Consider the following 16836-nt stretch of genomic DNA (forward strand, 5'->3'; position numbering starts at 1 on the left):
CAGCTTGCCTGAGTGAGTCTTATTGAATTTCCAACAGGAATGTCCAGAATACTCCGGAACCTGCCTCAACAATTAATTTCATTTTTCTGCTTGTTCCTTCACCAGTGAATTCTGCTACTGAGTAAGTAATAGCTGAAGGTACCTCTACGTTTGGCAACTCACCTTGATTGTTCACCTTAGCAAGACCTACATGAGCACCATTACCAGTTAAAGTCAATGTTCCGGCAGTTTCATCAAATGCATACGTGAAAGAACCACCGGCATGAGGAGCGACAGGAGAACCACAACCTTCTTCGTTAACACCTTGCCAGGTTTCTAACCAGGTTTGTGCACCCATAGCTATTTCGAAAGTTCCATCTTCATTAAAGGTGTAAGTGTCATCGAATAAACAGGCACGTGTGTTTACATCATCAGCGGTGTTAAACCACCAGTCTGCACTACCGGCAGAAGGGCCAACAGCCAGGGCACCGGCCACAGGTTGAAGCTTCCAGGTACCAACAATAGGATCTGGCTCTTCAACAGGAGTTTCGTCATCTGAGTCATTGTCACATGCTACAAAGAGTAGCGCGGGGATCAGCAATAAGCCGAAGATAAATTTGTTTTTCATAGCGTTTTGTTTTGATCCCAAGGTGAAGGATGATTGACAACCGTCCTAAAATAACGCCACGTCAATAACTCATCAGTTACCCGAAATTTACTACATCAAAAATTCATCAATCCATCAGAAATAGCTGTTTATTAGATAGATATAGCTATTATTGAATTTCAAACTTATCATCAGTTTAATTTATTGATTACATCAGTTTATGATTGGCATGCGCAGTTTATTACTCTCCATACTGGTATTAATATTGGCAAGCTCTGACCTTCAAGGCCAACGCGGCTTACCCTTTATCTATAACTATGGATCGGATGATTACTCTGCTGGTATTCAAAACTGGGACATCTCACAGGACGATCAGGGTCGCATGTTTATCGCCAATAATTTCGGGCTGCTAATTTTCGATGGACAGAACTGGAGTCTGGTGAATACTGCGGATGGTACCAAGCTGAGAGCAGTTATGGCAATGGACGAAAGGATTTATGCCGGGTACCAGAAGAACTTTGGGTATTACGAGCCTAATGACTTAGGACAATTGCAGTTTATTTCCCTGGCAGACTCTCTGCCCTCTCAATACAGGGATTTCGATGAAATCTGGAAAATCTATACGGTTGATGAATCCATTTACTTCTGTGGTTTCGACTACATATTCAAGTATTCAGCCGGCAAGATTGAAACGTCTGATCCGAATGCCAATCTGGAAATCACCTTTCTAAACCAAAGAGAGCTTTATGTACAGGTCTGGGAAAAAGGGCTAACGATTCTCAGAGATAATGAGTTTGAATTAATCCCCAACGGAGAGTTCTTCGCTGACAAGAGAATCTCGGGTATTATACCCCTGGACAAGAACAGCCTGTTGATCTCCTGTTTTAACGAGGGTCTGTTCACCTACAGTAACGGCCAGTTATCATCATTTAAGACTCAGGCAGAATTACCTTATAAGTCGCTCATTGTGAATGCCATGCTGCGTTTGAAGAACGGAGATATTGCTATCGGCACACAAAACAATGGTTTGATGATTATTGACAAAGACGGTAACATGAAGTCAAACCTGAATAAACTCAGAGGCCTTATCGATAACACCGTCAATTCTATGTTTGAGGATAGTCAGGGCAATCTGTGGCTCTCCATGAACAACGGCATCTCCAGAATTGCGGTCACCTCCCCTTTCTCTATTATCGATTATCGACTCGGGATTAACGGAGCCGGTTATGCGGCCTTAAGCAGAGATGAAGGTATTTATTTAGGTACGAACAATGGCCTTTATCTCCTTCAGAATGGACAGTCAGAATTGATTCCAGGCAGTGAAGGACAGGTTTACTCCATACAGGAGCTTGATGGAAACTTATTGGTAGGTCATCATAATGGTCCAATGCTTATCCGCAATGGCAGAGCAGAGTTATTGAATGATGAAAAAGGCGCATGGCTATTCCGGTCCATTCCAAATCGGCCCAATGAGTATTTGATTGGCACCTACCTGGGCCTGAGGAAGCTAACCCAAAGCGGTAACCGCTGGACCGTCTCCCCCATCCGCGGCTTCGATGAATCTTCGAGGGTAATGCATTTTGAAGGCAACCATTTATGGGTAACTCAGGGCTATAAGGGTGCCTTTAAGCTGACTTTTAATGAAGAGTATTCCAGCGTAGAAACTACGGAACTCTACAACAGCAACAAGGGCTTCCCTACCGATATTCTCATCAATGTTTTCGATATAGGTAATCAACTGATCTTCGGGTCAGAGACAGGAGTCTATGAGTACAAACAGGCTACTGATCACTTTGAAAGAGCTTCAACACTGAATACAGCCATGGGTGAAGAAGTGGCCCTGGTTGACCTGGACAATGATGAATTAGGCAACATCTATTATATAGCCAGTGATGCGATAGGCAAGCTTATGCCTGAATCAGGTACTGGTTACGAGAATCAGACCAATACCTTCAATACCATCCTCAACCTATGGAATGATGATCTTGGCAATATTCAGGTACTGAATGCAGAACATGTCTTAATTGGTGCAAGGGAAGGTTTTATTCATTACAGCCCAGCCCTTGATCTGCCCCTGAATGAATCTTTTACCATTCAGTTCAAAGAAATTCAATTAAACAATAAGAAAGACTCATTGCTCTATGCCGGTTTTGGTGATCTGCTTCAGAATGGTGTGAATCTCCCATTCAGGTTCAATAACATCACCTTTGAATATGCTGCCACTCACTTTGCTTCAGAAAATCAGGTAGAGTATGCTTACAGGTTGCTGAACTTTGGAGAAGAATGGTCTCAATGGACAAATGATGCCAAACAGACCTTTACCAATTTGTATGAAGGTGAATATAAGTTTGAAGTGAAAGCCAGAAACGTCTATGGTCAGGAGTCAGCCCCTATTAGTTTTGAGTTTGAGGTGAAGCCTCCTATCTATCGTACCAGAGCTGCCTATGCCTTCTATACCCTTGGTATATTATCGTTGCTGTTCATGGGTTTCAAAACCCTTGATTACAGACACAAGCAGGAAAAAGCGGAGCTGGAAGACTCCAAAAACAAACTTATCAACCAGAAGGAAGAAGAAATCAGAACTGTTTCTGAGAAGAGTGAGGCAGAGATTGTTCAGCTGAAAAATGACAAGCTGCAAACTGAGTTGAAACTGAAGAACCAGGCCCTCACCTCTTCGGCCATGAACCTCATTCAGAAGAACCAGCTACTGAACCAGATCAAGAACACGCTGAAATCACTATCGGACGATGATCAGGAAAAGGGAGCTAAACAAAAGCTCCAGCGGATTGTAAAATCCATTGATCGCGATCTATCGGCATCTGAAGAATGGCAACAGTTCGAAGAGCATTTCGATCAGGTACATGGTCAGTTCATTACAAGGCTCAAGAAAGCCTATCCTGATCTTACCCCGCAAGAGCTAAAATTCAGTGCTTATCTTCGAATGAACCTGAACACAAAGGAAATGGCCAATCTGCTAAACATCTCAGTAAGAGGCGTAGAAATTGGCCGATATCGAGTTCGTAAAAAGCTGGGTCTGGAAAGAAAAGATAACCTCAGTGATTTTATACTGAGGTTCTGATACTCCTTATCTCGATGAATCTCTGATGACTACCCTTGAATCGAACTTCATGTGTAGCTGATGCTGTGGGATATGTCTTTTCTGAATAACCTTGAACAATAATTCAGCAGCAGCCTCTCCCATCTTAATAGGTTCATGAGTAACGCTGGTCAGGTTGGGTTCAACAATCTCACAAAGATTGCTATTACCAAAACCTACAACCGACACATCACGCGGAACAGTCAGCCCCATTTTCTTCAGCTTGAGGATAGCCTCTACTGCCAGCTCATCACTGAAAGTGAACAAGGCATCTGGTCTGTTCTTAGGGTTCTCAAACATCTTCTCAATGATGGCATCGTGTTTCTCATCCGGATTGGTGAATACGACAAAGTCTTCATTAATCTCGTAGTCATAGGTTCTTAAAGCCTCAAGATAGCCCTCATACCGGCTCTTGCTAATACCTAACAGGCCAGGGCCTCCCAGGTGAGCAATCTTCTTTCTGCCTCTCTTAATAAGGTGCTCAACCGCCTGAAAGCCTCCTGTAAAGTCATTGGCCTCAACCGTAGGAGTTTCAAAGCCTTCGGCAATTCTATCGAAGAGTACGAAAGGTACATCATAAGCTTCCAGTGTCTCTAAGTGATCGAATTGCTTGGTTTCGCTGGAAATGGAAAGAATAACGCCTTCCACTTTACAGGAAAGCAGGGATTTGATCTGGTCCAGCTCATCGTGATAATTCTCATTCGACTGACAGATAATGGTATAGTAACCATTGTCACTCACCACTTTCTGAATTCCATCGATTGCAGAGGCAAAGAAATTACTGGTGATATGCGGCACCAGGATGCCGATAGAGTTAGAACGCTTAGTTCTGAGTCCGGCCGCAATGAAGTTGGTCTGATACTTCATTTCTTTGGCCTTTTCAGATACCAGTTTCTTAGTGTCTTCGCTGATATTAGGATGATCATTCAGCGCCCTCGATACCGTTGAGGGCGAAATGTTCAATGCATTTGCAATGTCTTTTATAGTAATTGCCATAGTCTAGTTTTCTTTGGGTTGAGCGTGTGTGCCATCGCAGTAAGGATATTTGGCTGACCGCTTACATCGACAAAAAGAAACAGTTTCTTCGAAAACTTCTTTCGTTTTTTTATCGAAAACGGTTGCACCTCCTTTGACTATCAATGGACCACCGGGAATCAGAGTCACTTCCACCTCGCTATTCGACTTCTCCTTAAATTTGACTCCTTTAATTGATAATGCCTTAGATGGACACTCTCTGACCAGATTAACAATGGCCTCTGAATCTGCAGCCTCCATGTTAACCCATGGCCTTTGTTTTAGGTTGAAAACTTTTGGTAAACCTCTTAGACAGATACCGGAATGGATGCATTGCTCCGGTTTCCACAGTACTGTAATTTCTCCATTGGTGTATTCCTTTTCCACTAGTTTGTCTCCCTTCAACAGATTTCAAAGGATTAAAATAAATTAAATACTTTTCAAACCGAAATGAGGATGAAGAAATAAAGGCTTATTATACATGAAATAAACAACATATATTCATATGATTATTTATTTATAATAAACTTTCAATCGGTCTAATTCGGAATACACCTTGTCAAACCATAGTTTTTGTTGATCGAAATCTCTTCCATGACGTGTTTGTCGATCATAATTCTGGGAAAATCGTTTGAAATCGCCCAGCAGCTGTTTTACATATTTATTGTAAACTTTCAAGTCGCGCTCCCCCGCTTTGAACAAATCGTCAATCTGTTTCCTGATCTTTCGACCATATAGCTCTGCTATATCGAAGTGTAGTTTTTCATGGGCTAGTAGTGTAATGCTGGTGGAATCGCTTGTCCAGGAGTCTTCCTTCACAAACAGCACCTTCACCTCAAAACGTGGTTCACCTTCAATGATCCCTCCTCTCACGGAATGGAATACTGAAGTGAGGGCCATGCCAAGGTCTTGCTGCTTTTTATAGGGTCTGAAGCCATAGTCTTTCCAGCTGAGGTATAGCTGGTCGCTCCATTCCATGTAGCGGGTAGTATCCACTTCCAGATATTGGGCATGGAGTTGTTTTCCAAAAGCCAGGCCAAGGAAAACTATGGTCATCAACACTTTACTTAGCCCTTTGTCGTGCATATGCTTCAAAACTAATAAATATTGAATAGGTAAAAGGTATCTTTGCAGCACATGAAGTTCAGCGACTACTCCATTAGCGATATTATTAAGGGCAATATTCAACAGTTGGGTTATAAAAAGCCAACAGATATTCAGTACAAGGCCATTCCGGCTATTCTTAAACAAGAAGATGTACTGGCCATTGCACAGACTGGTACCGGCAAGACGGCTGCCTTCGCCATTCCCACCATTGAGAGACTCCTGGCAAGGCAAGGTAAAATCGGTCACCAGGGTGTGAGATGCCTCGTTATGGTACCCACTCATGAATTAGCCCAGCAGGTAAAACAAAGCTTTCAGGAGCTAAGCCGTGGTAGTGGCCTGAATATATTTGCCATTCATGGAGGCCTGGCCCAGGATCCGCAGATTAAGAAGCTGGAAACCGGAGTTGATATTCTGGTAGCTACTCCTGGTCGTATGTTCGACCTGGTTAGCCAGGGACATCTGAACCTCTCCAGGCTGGAGATTCTGATCCTCGATGAAGCTGACCACATGCTGGGCTTGGGTTTCATCAAAGATATTCGTGACCTGATGCGCCATATTCCGAAAAGAAGGCAGACCCTTTTCTTTTCAGCTACTATTAACGATGAAATTAAGAAGCTTGCCTATTCGCTGGTGAGCAATGCCATCAGAATTCAGATTTCACCCAAGAATCCTGTGGCCAAAAACATAGCCCATGCGGTGGCATTTGTCGAAATGGATGATAAGCGCTTCTTTCTGGAAAACCTTATTCAGAACAATCCCGATATGAAGATGCTGGTCTTTGTACGAACCAAAGTGCGTGCTGAACGAGTGAAAAAGGCCATGGAGCGTGTGGAATTAGAAACCGATACCATTCACAGCGATGTAGAGCAAAAACAACGTGAGGCGGTAATGAATCGCTTCCGGAGTGGAAAACTCAAAGTACTTATCGCTACAGACATCAGTGCCCGGGGTATTGATATTCCTAATGTAGATCAGGTAATCAACTATGACCTCCCTGATAGTGCTGAACAATATGTGCACCGAGTGGGTAGAACGGGAAGGGGTGCGCAAAAAGGTCAGGCCGTCTCCTTCTGTAGCTCTGAAGAAAAAGAGATGCTTAACCTCATTGAACAAAACCTGACCGAACCGATTGAGCGGGTGGAGTTAAGCCGATCTGACTATCAAATGGTGAAACAGCTATCTGAAGACGACTCCAAAGACTGGAGAAAGCTGATGAAGGAAGCCGAGGCAGAGCCACCAAGAAAACGAAAGAAGAAATAGCTTCTGTTTATTGAGACTTACTGAGATCCAATTCTGTAATCCAGTTACCTTCTTTAAGGTTATGATTAACTGTTTCAATCTCAAACCTGCCAGAGAATGGCCCTCCCAGACCTTTTATTTGTACTTTTCCACCTGGCAGTAAAGAAGCATCACCAGTGGTCTGTATTAAGCCGGATTGCCCCTCTTCCTCTTCAGACAATCTCAAGGCCAGAATATCTTCACCATAGGTAAATTCTGTGACCTGATTTGACTTAACGATTTCCTCATCATAATTCACACAAATTATTTCAAAAAGGGGGCCTAAGCCCTGCTGGATATCAAGATTTATGCGCTCTACTTTTCCAGAAAACAATAGAGTGTTTAGGCTATCATAGCCAACTTTAATATTTACAGATACCCCCAATGGCCATGTGGTGTAAATAGACTTGTCTAATTCACCATCAACGAAGTCTGTAAGAATCACGATTCTCGACTGTGCGATACCAGAGACATTAAAGTGAAGATCAATGGCTGATACAGACATAGTGGCTGGAATTTCCTTTCCGGAAACCTGAATTGCAAAAGTGACTACACCATCACTTGGTTTGTTTTTCATAGTGGAATGAATTTAACAGATTAGATTCAAAGAGTCCTACGTTTCTGGTACTGTTTCATGGAATCTCCGCGCTTCTACCCTAACCTATCTTCCTGATGCATTAATTTGATTAAAACTGCAATTACGAATAATATATTTCTATATTTACTGCAATTACGAATTTAATCATCATGAAGAAAACCAAATTAGGTGAATTCGAAGAGCTCGTTCTACTCACTGTGATAGTACTCAGGGATGAGGCCTATGGAGTAGAAATTAAACGAGAACTGGAAGAACGGCTGGCAGAAACACTCAGCGTAGGATCTGTTCAATCTGCTCTTAAGCGTATGGAAGAAAAAGGCTTTCTTAATTCTGAATTCGGAGAAGCGACTGCTGTAAGAGGCGGAAAAAGAAAGCGTATTTACACAGCTACTCCTTTGGCCTTAAAAGTATTGGAAGAAATTAAAGAGGTTCGTGCCCGACTCTGGGCAGCCATAGCCTGATGAGCGATTCCAATACACATATAGATCCACCCAAATGGTCAACAAGGTTGCTTAAGTATTTCCTCAGAGGTCAGTATGTAGAGGAAATTGAAGGCGATCTTCAGGAGGTATATCAGGAATTTCTTTCCAAATATTCCAAATCCAAATCCCGAAGACTTTACAATAAAGAAGTATTCAAGCTGATAAGGCCTGCCCTACTCAGAAAGCCTTCTGGAAGTCAAAAACTCAATCCTTTCGGTATGTTCAAACACAACTTATTAATCTCCCTTAGGGGCTTTAATCGCTACAAGAGTACTTTCCTGATAAACCTGCTTGGACTGTCTACCGGCCTGGCCTCAGCACTTCTCATCTTCCTTTGGGTCCAGGATGAAAGATCGGTAGATAAATTTCATCAAAAGGACGACCAGCTTTATTGGGTTATGGCCAATTTCTCCATCAATGATGACATTCGTACCTGGGATTATACTTCCGGTCGGCTTGCGCAGGCACTTCTTGAAGATTTTCCGGAAGTAGAAGAGTCAGTGCGTGTTGGAAATGGCTTCTTCAGGCCACGAGGAATCCTTTCTTTTGATGAAAGTCATTTCGAAGCCAATGGGCTTTTTGCCAGCCCAAACTTCTTTGAGGTAATGACCTATGACATGCTCATTGGTAGTCCCGGTGAGGTAATTAAAGACAAGGGGTCGGTTGTTATATCTGACATGTTTGCCGAAAGTATCTTCGGAAGTATTGAAAATGCTATGGGGAAAACCGTCCATTGGGAAAATCGCCTTTTCAATCAAGAATTTATTGTTTCCGGTATCTTCAAAGCACCACCCCAAAACGCATCTAAGAAATTCAATATCGTTCTTAATTATCAAAACCTGATTGATACTGATCAATGGGCTGATCATTGGAACGGAGGCTATGCCCAGACTTATGTGGTGCTGAGAAAAGGAACAGACATTGACGCTTTCAATGCTAAAATAGCCGATTACCTGACCATCAACACCGATAGCGATCGATTTCAACTATTTGTTCAGCAATACTCAAAAAACTACTTGTACGGAAAATATGAAGGCGGCATCCAGACAGGAGGAAGAATTGAAAACGTACGCCTGTTCACATTGATTGCCGTCATTATTCTGACAATAGCCTGCATCAATTTCATGAACCTTTCAACCGCTCAGGCTTCAAAGAAAATAAAGGAAGTGGGTGTGAAAAAGGCCATTGGAGTTCGCAGGTCAGCTTTGATTTTCCAATTCCTCAGCGAGTCAATTCTTTTATCCGTTTTTTCTTTAGTGGTAGCTCTTGGATTGGCTGCCATTGTTCTGCCCCATTTTAACGCCATTTCCGGAAAGGTTCTGCAGCTTCGCCTGCAGGAATATCTATTACCAGCCTTTGTGATGGTTGTTCTGACAGGCTTTATTGCAGGAAGCTATCCTGCATTCTACCTCTCAAGATTCAAACCTGTAGCCGTACTCAAAGGAAAAGTCTCAAATATCAGAGGAGAAGAGTGGATCAGGAAAGGCCTGGTTGTAGTTCAATTCAGCCTGTCAGTCATTTTCATAATAGGCGTGATAGTAATCAACGAGCAAATCGACTTAACCCAACACAGGGAGTTAGGCTATGACCGTGAGGCCATTATCACTTTCCGTGAAGCCGGCTCAGAAAATAAAGATCCACAACCCTTCTTCAATGAGTTAATGAAGATTCCTGGGGTATTGAGTACCGCTAATATGGCTGGAGATTTTCTTTCTGCTGATGACAACAATAGTGGCTTTTCATGGATTGAAGGCACCAAAGACGATGACAATCATTTATTCGATTCACCCAAAGTTGGCTATAACTTCATTGAAACCCTTGGTTTGGAAATACTTGAAGGCAGATCATTTTCCAGAGAATTCAATGACGGGATAGGAAGCATCATATTGAATGAGGAAGCAGTGGCCTATATGGGGCTTGAAAACCCAATCGGGACTAAAATTGACTGGAGTGAGGACCTGACCATGGAGGTAATTGGAGTCGTTAAAAACTTTCAATATGGCTCAATTCATAACAAGGTGGAACCCCTCATTCTACAGTTCAGGAAAACGGGCAAGCAGTACTTTGTCAAGCTCAAACCAGGCTCAGAACCTGAAACTATTGATCAAATTGAAAAGGTCTTTGAAGAAATGTACCCTGGTCAGATTTTCAATGCCAGTTTGCTTTCCGATGATTACACTGCCCTGTATGATGCTGAAAGCAAAGTGGCAGACCTTTCAAATTATATGGCAGGAATTGCCATCATTGTTTCATGCCTTGGACTTTTTGGTCTGGCAGCCTTTACTGCTGAAAGAAAGGCGAAAGAAATAGGAATACGGAAAATACTTGGAGCCAGCGAGATTCTCATCTTCAGACATCTCACTGGTACTTTTACTAAGACGGTTACCATCGCCATTCTGGTCTCTGTTCCTATTGGTTATTACGCAGCGTATCACTGGCTCCAAAACTTCGCTTATACCATCGACCTGAGTTGGTGGATATTCGCTTTGGCTGCCATGTCAGCTTTGCTTTTGGCCTGGATTACCGTAGGCATTCAAACCATAAAAGCCGCAAGACAGAATCCGGTCCAAAGTTTAAGAGCTGAATAATCGTGATCCTCTGATCAACAGAAACATCCTTCTATCATTCACTCACTAAAGAATTGATCAGATTTAATTCTTTTGTAGTGTTATGTTTCAACGCAGAGATATTAATATCATCTATTGGGGCGTGTTGATCAGTTTTGTGCTGATTAAATCCTTACTGCGGCCTTATATTCTGCAGCATAACTTCCCGGAGTTCCTCAAAATCTTCGTGCTCTCCTACCCTAACTTTTGTGAGGCAATAGTGGGTGTATTTGTATTGACCATGATCCTCATGAGGCTTAGCAAACGGCATTTCAGTGACCAGTACAAGTTGAAAGACCATCAGAGTTATGTAGCAGCTACCCTATTGGCTGCTATATATGTAACCACCCAGGAAATGGAACTTCACTATCTGGGTGGTAACAATATCTACGACCCCTATGACCTTGCATTTTCCATAGTGGGACTCATAACCGCCTATCTCCTCTTAATCAGCAAGAAACCTTCGCTAACCAGGGAATATAAGGGACGAATACTAAGGTTTTGATTTCTTATTGTCGTCTAAAATTTCCTTCACAGACATGGCTAATACTGCCGGAGTCATGCTGAGGATATTTTCAATGGTTTGTGTGGTAGTAGCCTGAGCGATGACAAACAATTGTTGCTGAGCATGAACAGCATTTTCCATGACCTGGCCAGTACACATTTGGTATGTAGTGGAAATATTAGGCTCAAGACTGCTTAATGGACCAGCTGCACTTTTAGCTTTCTCCTGGGTAGGAGAAGCACTCTTGTCAGGTGCTGCCTGCTGATCTCCCTTGGCCTTGGCTATCTGCGGAGCCGCTGCCGATTTAACAGCCTCCTTAAAGCGCTTTGAAGCACCCTCTTTAGCAATATTCATATCAATACTGCTCAGTTTGGCCATAGCTTCCAGTGTATTGTCGATCAGCTGATTGCAGAATGTCAGCAAAACATGATTCTGTTCTGCAATACTTCTGGCGAGTGCAGTGCAGGCCGCTTCGCCTTCTTTAATAACTGCTGCTGCATCGTTTTGATTAGATGGATTTTCTTGTGGCATATGTTTATTGTTTAATTGTGTGTTTTGAATTTATACAATAAGCCGATAACCGATAAACTTTCGTTAGGTTATTTTGTGAGAAGAAACTGAATCATAGAGAGATATGGGTATAATGAATGTTCTATTCAATTTTCTGAAATAAATAGCCGGATGCTGTGACCATTTCTGTTTTTTGACAACTAATCAGTTAGAGCTTAAACCCAATGAAGCCAGAGAAGCATTAATTTCTTGAGATCATAAATGACCACAGAGGTATTATAAAAAGTCTCTGTAGGGTTTACTTCAAGGGTAACGAAGATCAAAATGATGTCTATCAGGATCCCCTGGAAGTCCCACAAGTTTGAGCATAACACCGGATTTATCTTTGGACTGGGAATGGTACCCATCTTTGCCCAACGATTTCTGATTGAGCTCCTTAAAAAGAATCAGGTGGCATTTGCCCTCAATATGGGTCAGACCTTAAATATTCCACTGATTATTGGGGGTATTGTTTTAATGGTTTGGAGTTCAAATCAATACCTGAGCCAGAGTACTAGATACTCATCTTAGTCCTGTTGATATTCTGTTTTCTCGAGTTCGCGTCATTTGGCCGGATTACCAAATCTTGGTACATTTATCTGTTAAAAATTCCCAAATGGCTAAAAACACATCTGTATCTCTAGGTGATTACTTTGAAGACTTCATCAATGAAGAAGTGAAGTCTGGAAGATATAGCTCGGCTAGTGAAGTAATTCGTTCTGCTTTGCGATTATTAGAACGCGAAGAAAAAAAGGAACGTGAGCTAATTAAAGCCTTAGAAATAGGCGAAAAAAGTGGCTTTGCGAAAGATTTTGATCCCAAAAAACAATTGGCTGATCTACATCGCAAACACCTATGAGTAAGACCCAATATCTTATAAGTAGACAGGCGGTTAATGACTTAAATGACATTTGGACATACACTTTTCACAAATGGTCTAAAGAACAGGCCGACAGATATTACAGACTCATTATTGACTAGATTGAATTCATTGCTGACCATTTTATGTCGGGAAAGTCTGTTGACCAAGTGAGAAAAGGCTATCGTGTAACCAAGATAAAATCACATCTGATATGTTATAGACAAGGTGAAAATGGAACTGTTGAAATCGTCAGAATCCTGCACCAGAGAATGGATATTAAGAAGCGTTTGGAGTAAAGCCCACTTATCACCTAACCCCGCGGATTATGGGTGGAGTGATTTTGATGGTTTTGGGTTTGAAATTTGGAGATTAAGGCAGATGTTGTAATTCCTAAATTCGAAATTATGAGTTTATTTAGGAAAGTTTTTAGAGGTTTCAGGCTATTCAATGAATAACACTTTTTACACACGATTTAATCTGAAGACCAATGAGCAACTACAGGAAATTGTTGATCACCCAGAGGGATATCAAAAACTGGCAGTAGAAACTGCCCAACAGGTATTAGATGAAAGGGCAGAAAACAACATTGTTATTGCTAAAGAAGTTTTTGAACTTCCTGCTAAAAAACGGAAAAGAAAGCCCCCTCCAAGTGAGTACTTAAAACTTTATTTCAAAGAGTATAGCTGGTCAACTTTTATCGGCCAACTTTCTCTGAGCCTGTTCTATGCCATGGTTATGCTGGTGTTTGAATATTATAGCGGAGAAGACGATCCAATCATTGAACGTTTCTACGTCATGCCATTTCTAATTGTATTGTTACTTCTCCTCAATAATGTCTTCTGGGCCTCAGAATTTAAAAAAACGGCTAGGTTTTTCATCAGAGCCATTAATGACACCGCATTCTTTATGCTTTATGGGATATTTAAACTAATCACTTTTGCCCTATTCTATAACTCCTCTTCCGAACTTGTTGTAAGCATTACGGACCTAATAGGAGTTATATTGGCTATGGCCTTCATAAGTCTAGTTTTTGAATTGGTGATTGAAGCATTTTTAAAGATGTTCAAAAAGGAATTTACCTGGAATGCGCAGACTTAAACTCCTCTTGATCTCGATTTCTCTGATTGGAATTGTTTTGATAATTCTGATGGAAAATGGATTCTATAGAAAGCCCACTTTGGCAAAATGGAAAACACTGGATTGGCAGGATTTTCAGGGGATACCTATTCCATATTCCAATTGGGCGGCTGTCATATCAAGCAATATTGATTTGGAGTATGATGAAGAACAAAAAGTCTACAGGGCATATGCCTATCAAGATAATATGAAGTCCTGGCGTAAAAAGAACATGCGCTATGAAGACTATTCTCTTCGACATGAACAATATCACTTTAATATTACGCATCTGGTCGCGGAGCGATTGAATGAGAAACTGGATTCCATCGGAGACGACTTTTACGCTGCTAATCAACAGCTACTTAAACACAGGGTTGACCTTAGAAATCTTCAGGGTCAATATGATACCGAAACTGATCATGGCTCAGAATACTTTATTCAAAAAAACTGGGAATATACTCTGGATTCGTCTCTCTCAAATTATCTGATGGATTCTTCTTATTTGATGGAACCCACTACAGGCTTCACTACACATATCAGAAATGACAATCTTCTAAAAGCCTATGTGCATAGCTCTTCGAATAACACAGCAGTTTTCGGTAGTGCTAATTTTGCTTATGGATTAAATATTGAATTCTATATATATGAGTATGTTGCTTCATCAAAAAGTGACCTTGATGCAAACCTGAAGATCTTTTTATCCGATAGGAATTTGCTAAAGGGTGTTGTTTATGACTCATTAGATCTCGATCGACTCTATTACCTCGAAACTAATGAAGAGGATACTCTTACTACGCTTCACAACTATTACCTTAAAGACAATACAATTGGTTCTCTGAAAATAGATATAGAGGGTCTGGAAGACCGTTCAAAATTTCTAAATCTGGCAGAAAGAATTGCCAGGAATATATCAATCCGAGACAACAGAGAATATTGGGTTAATCGGTTCAGAAGGCTGGCTCTTGAAGCATCTAAGGGTGAGCTTTTTGATCAAAAGGATATGTCCAGAGAAAGCTCAGAATCAGATCGGTTCATCATTTATTATGATGACAGTAAAGATGCATTTAGCCAGAGAATTGTCGAGTTGAATGCGGATACATTGCTATTTATCTACCAACCTGTTATTAAACTCGACTCAATATCTGAATTGACCTTAATGATAGAAGACCAAACCTTCAGCACACTAAACCCTTCTTTAGGCATTATTCCGATCGACAGGTCCAATCTACCGAATGAACTTTTCTATTATCAAATAGGCCATTTACTCAAGAAGGATAGCTCTGAAAAATACAGGAAATTCTACTATCAGAATATGGTGTTTGATCCAACTATTAAAGAGGATTGAAATAATCTGACAAAGATTAAAAGCCTTACACCTCCCCCAAATACTCATGCACGAACTTAATGGCCATGGCGCCTTCTCCTACCGCTGAGGCCACTCGGTTCATGGCTCCTGCCCTAACATCACCTGCCGCAAAGATTCCGGGAGTGCTGGTTTCCAAAAGAAATGGTTCTCGTTGCTTTTTCCAGATTTTCCTGAAGTCCTCATCCTTATGAGCATCGCGTCCTGTCAAAATAAAGCCTCTTTCATTCTTCAGTATGCTCTCCCCTGTCCAACTGGTATATGGTCTCGCTCCAATAAAGATTAATAGCGCGCCAGCAGGCTTTTTCTCAGAAGTCTCAGAATCCAGATTCTTTAGGGTAACACACTCCAAATGCGTATCGCCATGAGCCGATTCAATAACTGACCTTGGTACAAGGCTGATATTGGCAGTACCGTCAATCTGATCGATAAGGTATTGACTCATACTGCTCGACAGATCAGGCTTACGGATAACGATATAGACGTTTTTAGCAAAGTTGCTCAGGTACATGGCCGCCTGTCCGGCAGAGTTTCCACCACCTACAATGTAAACATCTTTGTCTCTGCAGGCATGTGCTTCCGTAGTAGCAGCGCCATAGTAAATACCCGCTCCTGTATAGTTGTCTATTCCCGTTGCGTCTAACTTTCGGTACTGTACCCCGGTAGTAATGATCACCGCTTTGGTGTGAATCTGCTCTCCATTCTCCAGCACAATCTTCTTGTAGTTATCCTGCGTTTCAACGCCCACTACGCTTTGGGGAGAAAGGAATTCAATACCAAATCGTCTGGCCTGGGTAATGGCCCTTTGCGTCAACTCCGCACCGGACAGCCCCTTGGGAAAGCCCAGATAGTTTTCAATTCTGGAACTGGTACCGGCCTGCCCACCCGGGGCATGTTTTTCAATCAATAAGGTTTTAAGACCTTCTGAACCACCATAAACCGCAGCAGCCATACCCGCAGGACCTGCTCCGATAATAGCTACATCATACATCTTCTCAGCGGCTTTTGAGCTAAGGCCTATCTTCTCGCCCAGCTCTACGGAAGAAGGATTGGGCAAATGCGAACCATCTTCGAAGAACACAGCCGGTAAATGCTGATCGCTGAGATTGGTCAGTTGCAATAATTCTTTAGCCTCAGGCTCACTGAGAATATCCATCCACTGATATGGAATCAGGTTGCCGGACAGGAAATCCTTCACGGCATGCGACTTAGGTGAATACTGATAACCAATCACCCGAATCCCTTTGAATGTCGGTATGTGGCTGACCTGCCACTCGTCCAATAAATCATTCAGGGTTGGATAAAGCTTTTCTTCTGGCGGGTCCCAGGGCTTGTTGAGGTAATAATCCAGCTGTACATCATTAATGGCCTTAATAGCAGCCTCTATATCTGAATAAGCCGTCAGTAAAACCCTTCTGGCTGTTGGATAAAGCTTTCGAGCTTGCTCCAGGAATTCTACCCCCGTCATTTCAGGCATTCGCTGATCTGACAGGAATAATGCTACGTCTTCACCTGCCTGCTTCAATTCCTTTAGACCACCTAAGGCTTCCCTGGCTGAAGAAGTGCTCAGTATCCTGTAATTCGCTCGGTATTGCTTTCTAATATCCCGCCTGATGGCAGCTAGTACCTGCTCATCATCGTCAATAAGAAAAATGATTGGTTGTTTCGACATT

General features: G+C 42.0%; 17 protein-coding genes. 10 read left to right on the plus strand and 7 right to left on the minus strand.

The genetic code is table 11. The annotated features are described in order from the left end of the window. Positions 1–19: 19 nt before the first annotated feature. On the minus strand, positions 20–607 hold the full coding sequence (locus tag ACOOEY_RS00265) for a hypothetical protein (protein WP_420386655.1): 588 nt from the start codon (positions 605–607) through the stop codon (positions 20–22). A gap of 208 nt (positions 608–815) precedes the next feature. Between ACOOEY_RS00265 and ACOOEY_RS00270 the strand changes: the two genes are divergently transcribed. Next, positions 816–3665: a triple tyrosine motif-containing protein gene (locus tag ACOOEY_RS00270; protein WP_420386656.1), complete on the plus strand. Its 2850-nt coding sequence runs from the start codon at positions 816–818 to the stop codon at positions 3663–3665. Positions 3666–3671: 6 nt separating this feature from the next. On the opposite strand, the gene ACOOEY_RS00275 is transcribed toward ACOOEY_RS00270, so the two are convergent. The 3 genes from ACOOEY_RS00275 to ACOOEY_RS00285 all read right to left on the minus strand — a co-directional run bounded on the left by ACOOEY_RS00275 (position 3672) and on the right by ACOOEY_RS00285 (position 5753). After that, on the minus strand, positions 3672–4679 hold the full coding sequence (locus tag ACOOEY_RS00275) for a LacI family DNA-binding transcriptional regulator (RefSeq protein WP_420386657.1): 1008 nt from the start codon (positions 4677–4679) through the stop codon (positions 3672–3674). A 3-nt stretch (positions 4680–4682) separates the two neighbouring features. Beyond that, positions 4683–5084 (minus strand): (4Fe-4S)-binding protein, encoded by a 402-nt coding sequence (locus ACOOEY_RS00280; protein ID WP_420386658.1) that lies wholly within the window; start codon positions 5082–5084, stop codon positions 4683–4685. A 126-nt stretch (positions 5085–5210) separates the two neighbouring features. Then, complete coding sequence (locus ACOOEY_RS00285; RefSeq protein ID WP_420386659.1) at positions 5211–5753, minus strand: DUF922 domain-containing protein; 543 nt, start codon at positions 5751–5753, stop codon at positions 5211–5213. Between the two features lie 81 nt (positions 5754–5834). Here ACOOEY_RS00285 and ACOOEY_RS00290 point away from each other — a divergent pair, with 81 nt between their 5' ends. Beyond that, positions 5835–7064, plus strand: a complete 1230-nt coding sequence (locus ACOOEY_RS00290; protein WP_420386660.1) for a DEAD/DEAH box helicase — start codon at positions 5835–5837, stop codon at positions 7062–7064. A 7-nt stretch (positions 7065–7071) separates the two neighbouring features. On the opposite strand, the gene ACOOEY_RS00295 is transcribed toward ACOOEY_RS00290, so the two are convergent. After that, positions 7072–7659: a hypothetical protein gene (locus ACOOEY_RS00295; RefSeq protein ID WP_420386661.1), complete on the minus strand. Its 588-nt coding sequence runs from the start codon at positions 7657–7659 to the stop codon at positions 7072–7074. A 170-nt stretch (positions 7660–7829) separates the two neighbouring features. On the opposite strand from ACOOEY_RS00295, the gene ACOOEY_RS00300 reads away from it, so the two are divergent. The 3 genes from ACOOEY_RS00300 (at position 7830) to ACOOEY_RS00310 (ending at position 11273) form a co-directional block, all read left to right on the plus strand. Continuing rightward, a complete protein-coding gene (locus ACOOEY_RS00300) occupies positions 7830–8141 on the plus strand; it encodes a PadR family transcriptional regulator (RefSeq protein ID WP_420386662.1) in 312 nt (103 codons plus the stop codon). After that, positions 8141–10750 (plus strand): ABC transporter permease, encoded by a 2610-nt coding sequence (locus tag ACOOEY_RS00305; protein ID WP_420386663.1) that lies wholly within the window; start codon positions 8141–8143, stop codon positions 10748–10750. The genes ACOOEY_RS00300 and ACOOEY_RS00305 overlap by 1 nt, the downstream gene beginning before the upstream one ends. Before the next feature lie 82 nt (positions 10751–10832). Then, a complete protein-coding gene (locus ACOOEY_RS00310) occupies positions 10833–11273 on the plus strand; it encodes a hypothetical protein (RefSeq protein ID WP_420386664.1) in 441 nt (146 codons plus the stop codon). On the opposite strand, the gene ACOOEY_RS00315 is transcribed toward ACOOEY_RS00310, so the two are convergent. Next, on the minus strand, positions 11262–11804 hold the full coding sequence (locus ACOOEY_RS00315) for a RebB family R body protein (protein WP_420386665.1): 543 nt from the start codon (positions 11802–11804) through the stop codon (positions 11262–11264). The genes ACOOEY_RS00310 and ACOOEY_RS00315 overlap by 12 nt on opposite strands. Before the next feature lie 303 nt (positions 11805–12107). Between ACOOEY_RS00315 and ACOOEY_RS00320 the strand changes: the two genes are divergently transcribed. From ACOOEY_RS00320 to ACOOEY_RS00340, 5 genes are all read left to right on the plus strand, one after another. Next, the gene (locus tag ACOOEY_RS00320; protein WP_420386666.1) at positions 12108–12353 is read left to right on the plus strand and encodes a prolipoprotein diacylglyceryl transferase family protein; all 246 of its coding nucleotides are present in this window, start codon (positions 12108–12110) and stop codon (positions 12351–12353) included. A gap of 85 nt (positions 12354–12438) precedes the next feature. Further along, a complete protein-coding gene (locus ACOOEY_RS00325; protein WP_420386667.1) occupies positions 12439–12681 on the plus strand; it encodes a type II toxin-antitoxin system ParD family antitoxin in 243 nt (80 codons plus the stop codon). A gap of 131 nt (positions 12682–12812) precedes the next feature. Beyond that, positions 12813–12980 (plus strand): type II toxin-antitoxin system RelE/ParE family toxin, encoded by a 168-nt coding sequence (locus tag ACOOEY_RS00330; protein ID WP_420388674.1) that lies wholly within the window; start codon positions 12813–12815, stop codon positions 12978–12980. Positions 12981–13131: 151 nt separating this feature from the next. Continuing rightward, positions 13132–13782, plus strand: a complete 651-nt coding sequence (locus ACOOEY_RS00335) for a hypothetical protein (protein WP_420386668.1) — start codon at positions 13132–13134, stop codon at positions 13780–13782. Then, positions 13769–15145, plus strand: coding sequence for a hypothetical protein (locus tag ACOOEY_RS00340; RefSeq protein WP_420386669.1), 1377 nt, complete (start codon positions 13769–13771; stop codon positions 15143–15145). Before ACOOEY_RS00335 ends, ACOOEY_RS00340 begins: the two co-directional genes overlap by 14 nt. 25 nt (positions 15146–15170) lie before the next feature. Here the strand turns inward: ACOOEY_RS00340 and ACOOEY_RS00345 are convergent, their stop codons facing one another. Next, positions 15171–16835, minus strand: coding sequence for an FAD-dependent oxidoreductase (locus ACOOEY_RS00345; protein WP_420386670.1), 1665 nt, complete (start codon positions 16833–16835; stop codon positions 15171–15173). Position 16836 lies beyond the last annotated feature (1 nt).

Source organism: Roseivirga sp. (assembly GCF_965216855.1).
Taxonomy (GTDB): domain Bacteria; phylum Bacteroidota; class Bacteroidia; order Cytophagales; family Cyclobacteriaceae; genus Roseivirga.

Coding starts and splice junctions, on each gene's coding strand:
- ACOOEY_RS00265 (WP_420386655.1), bottom strand. CDS start 607: ATGAAAAACAAATTTATCTTCGGCTTATTGCTGATCCCCGCGCTACTC.
- ACOOEY_RS00270 (WP_420386656.1), top strand. CDS start 816: ATGCGCAGTTTATTACTCTCCATACTGGTATTAATATTGGCAAGCTCT.
- ACOOEY_RS00275 (WP_420386657.1), bottom strand. CDS start 4,679: ATGGCAATTACTATAAAAGACATTGCAAATGCATTGAACATTTCGCCC.
- ACOOEY_RS00285 (WP_420386659.1), bottom strand. CDS start 5,753: ATGACCATAGTTTTCCTTGGCCTGGCTTTTGGAAAACAACTCCATGCC.
- ACOOEY_RS00290 (WP_420386660.1), top strand. CDS start 5,835: ATGAAGTTCAGCGACTACTCCATTAGCGATATTATTAAGGGCAATATT.
- ACOOEY_RS00295 (WP_420386661.1), bottom strand. CDS start 7,659: ATGAAAAACAAACCAAGTGATGGTGTAGTCACTTTTGCAATTCAGGTT.
- ACOOEY_RS00300 (WP_420386662.1), top strand. CDS start 7,830: ATGAAGAAAACCAAATTAGGTGAATTCGAAGAGCTCGTTCTACTCACT.
- ACOOEY_RS00305 (WP_420386663.1), top strand. CDS start 8,141: ATGAGCGATTCCAATACACATATAGATCCACCCAAATGGTCAACAAGG.
- ACOOEY_RS00310 (WP_420386664.1), top strand. CDS start 10,833: ATGTTTCAACGCAGAGATATTAATATCATCTATTGGGGCGTGTTGATC.
- ACOOEY_RS00315 (WP_420386665.1), bottom strand. CDS start 11,804: ATGCCACAAGAAAATCCATCTAATCAAAACGATGCAGCAGCAGTTATT.
- ACOOEY_RS00320 (WP_420386666.1), top strand. CDS start 12,108: ATGATGTCTATCAGGATCCCCTGGAAGTCCCACAAGTTTGAGCATAAC.
- ACOOEY_RS00325 (WP_420386667.1), top strand. CDS start 12,439: ATGGCTAAAAACACATCTGTATCTCTAGGTGATTACTTTGAAGACTTC.
- ACOOEY_RS00335 (WP_420386668.1), top strand. CDS start 13,132: ATGAATAACACTTTTTACACACGATTTAATCTGAAGACCAATGAGCAA.
- ACOOEY_RS00340 (WP_420386669.1), top strand. CDS start 13,769: ATGCGCAGACTTAAACTCCTCTTGATCTCGATTTCTCTGATTGGAATT.
- ACOOEY_RS00345 (WP_420386670.1), bottom strand. CDS start 16,835: ATGTCGAAACAACCAATCATTTTTCTTATTGACGATGATGAGCAGGTA.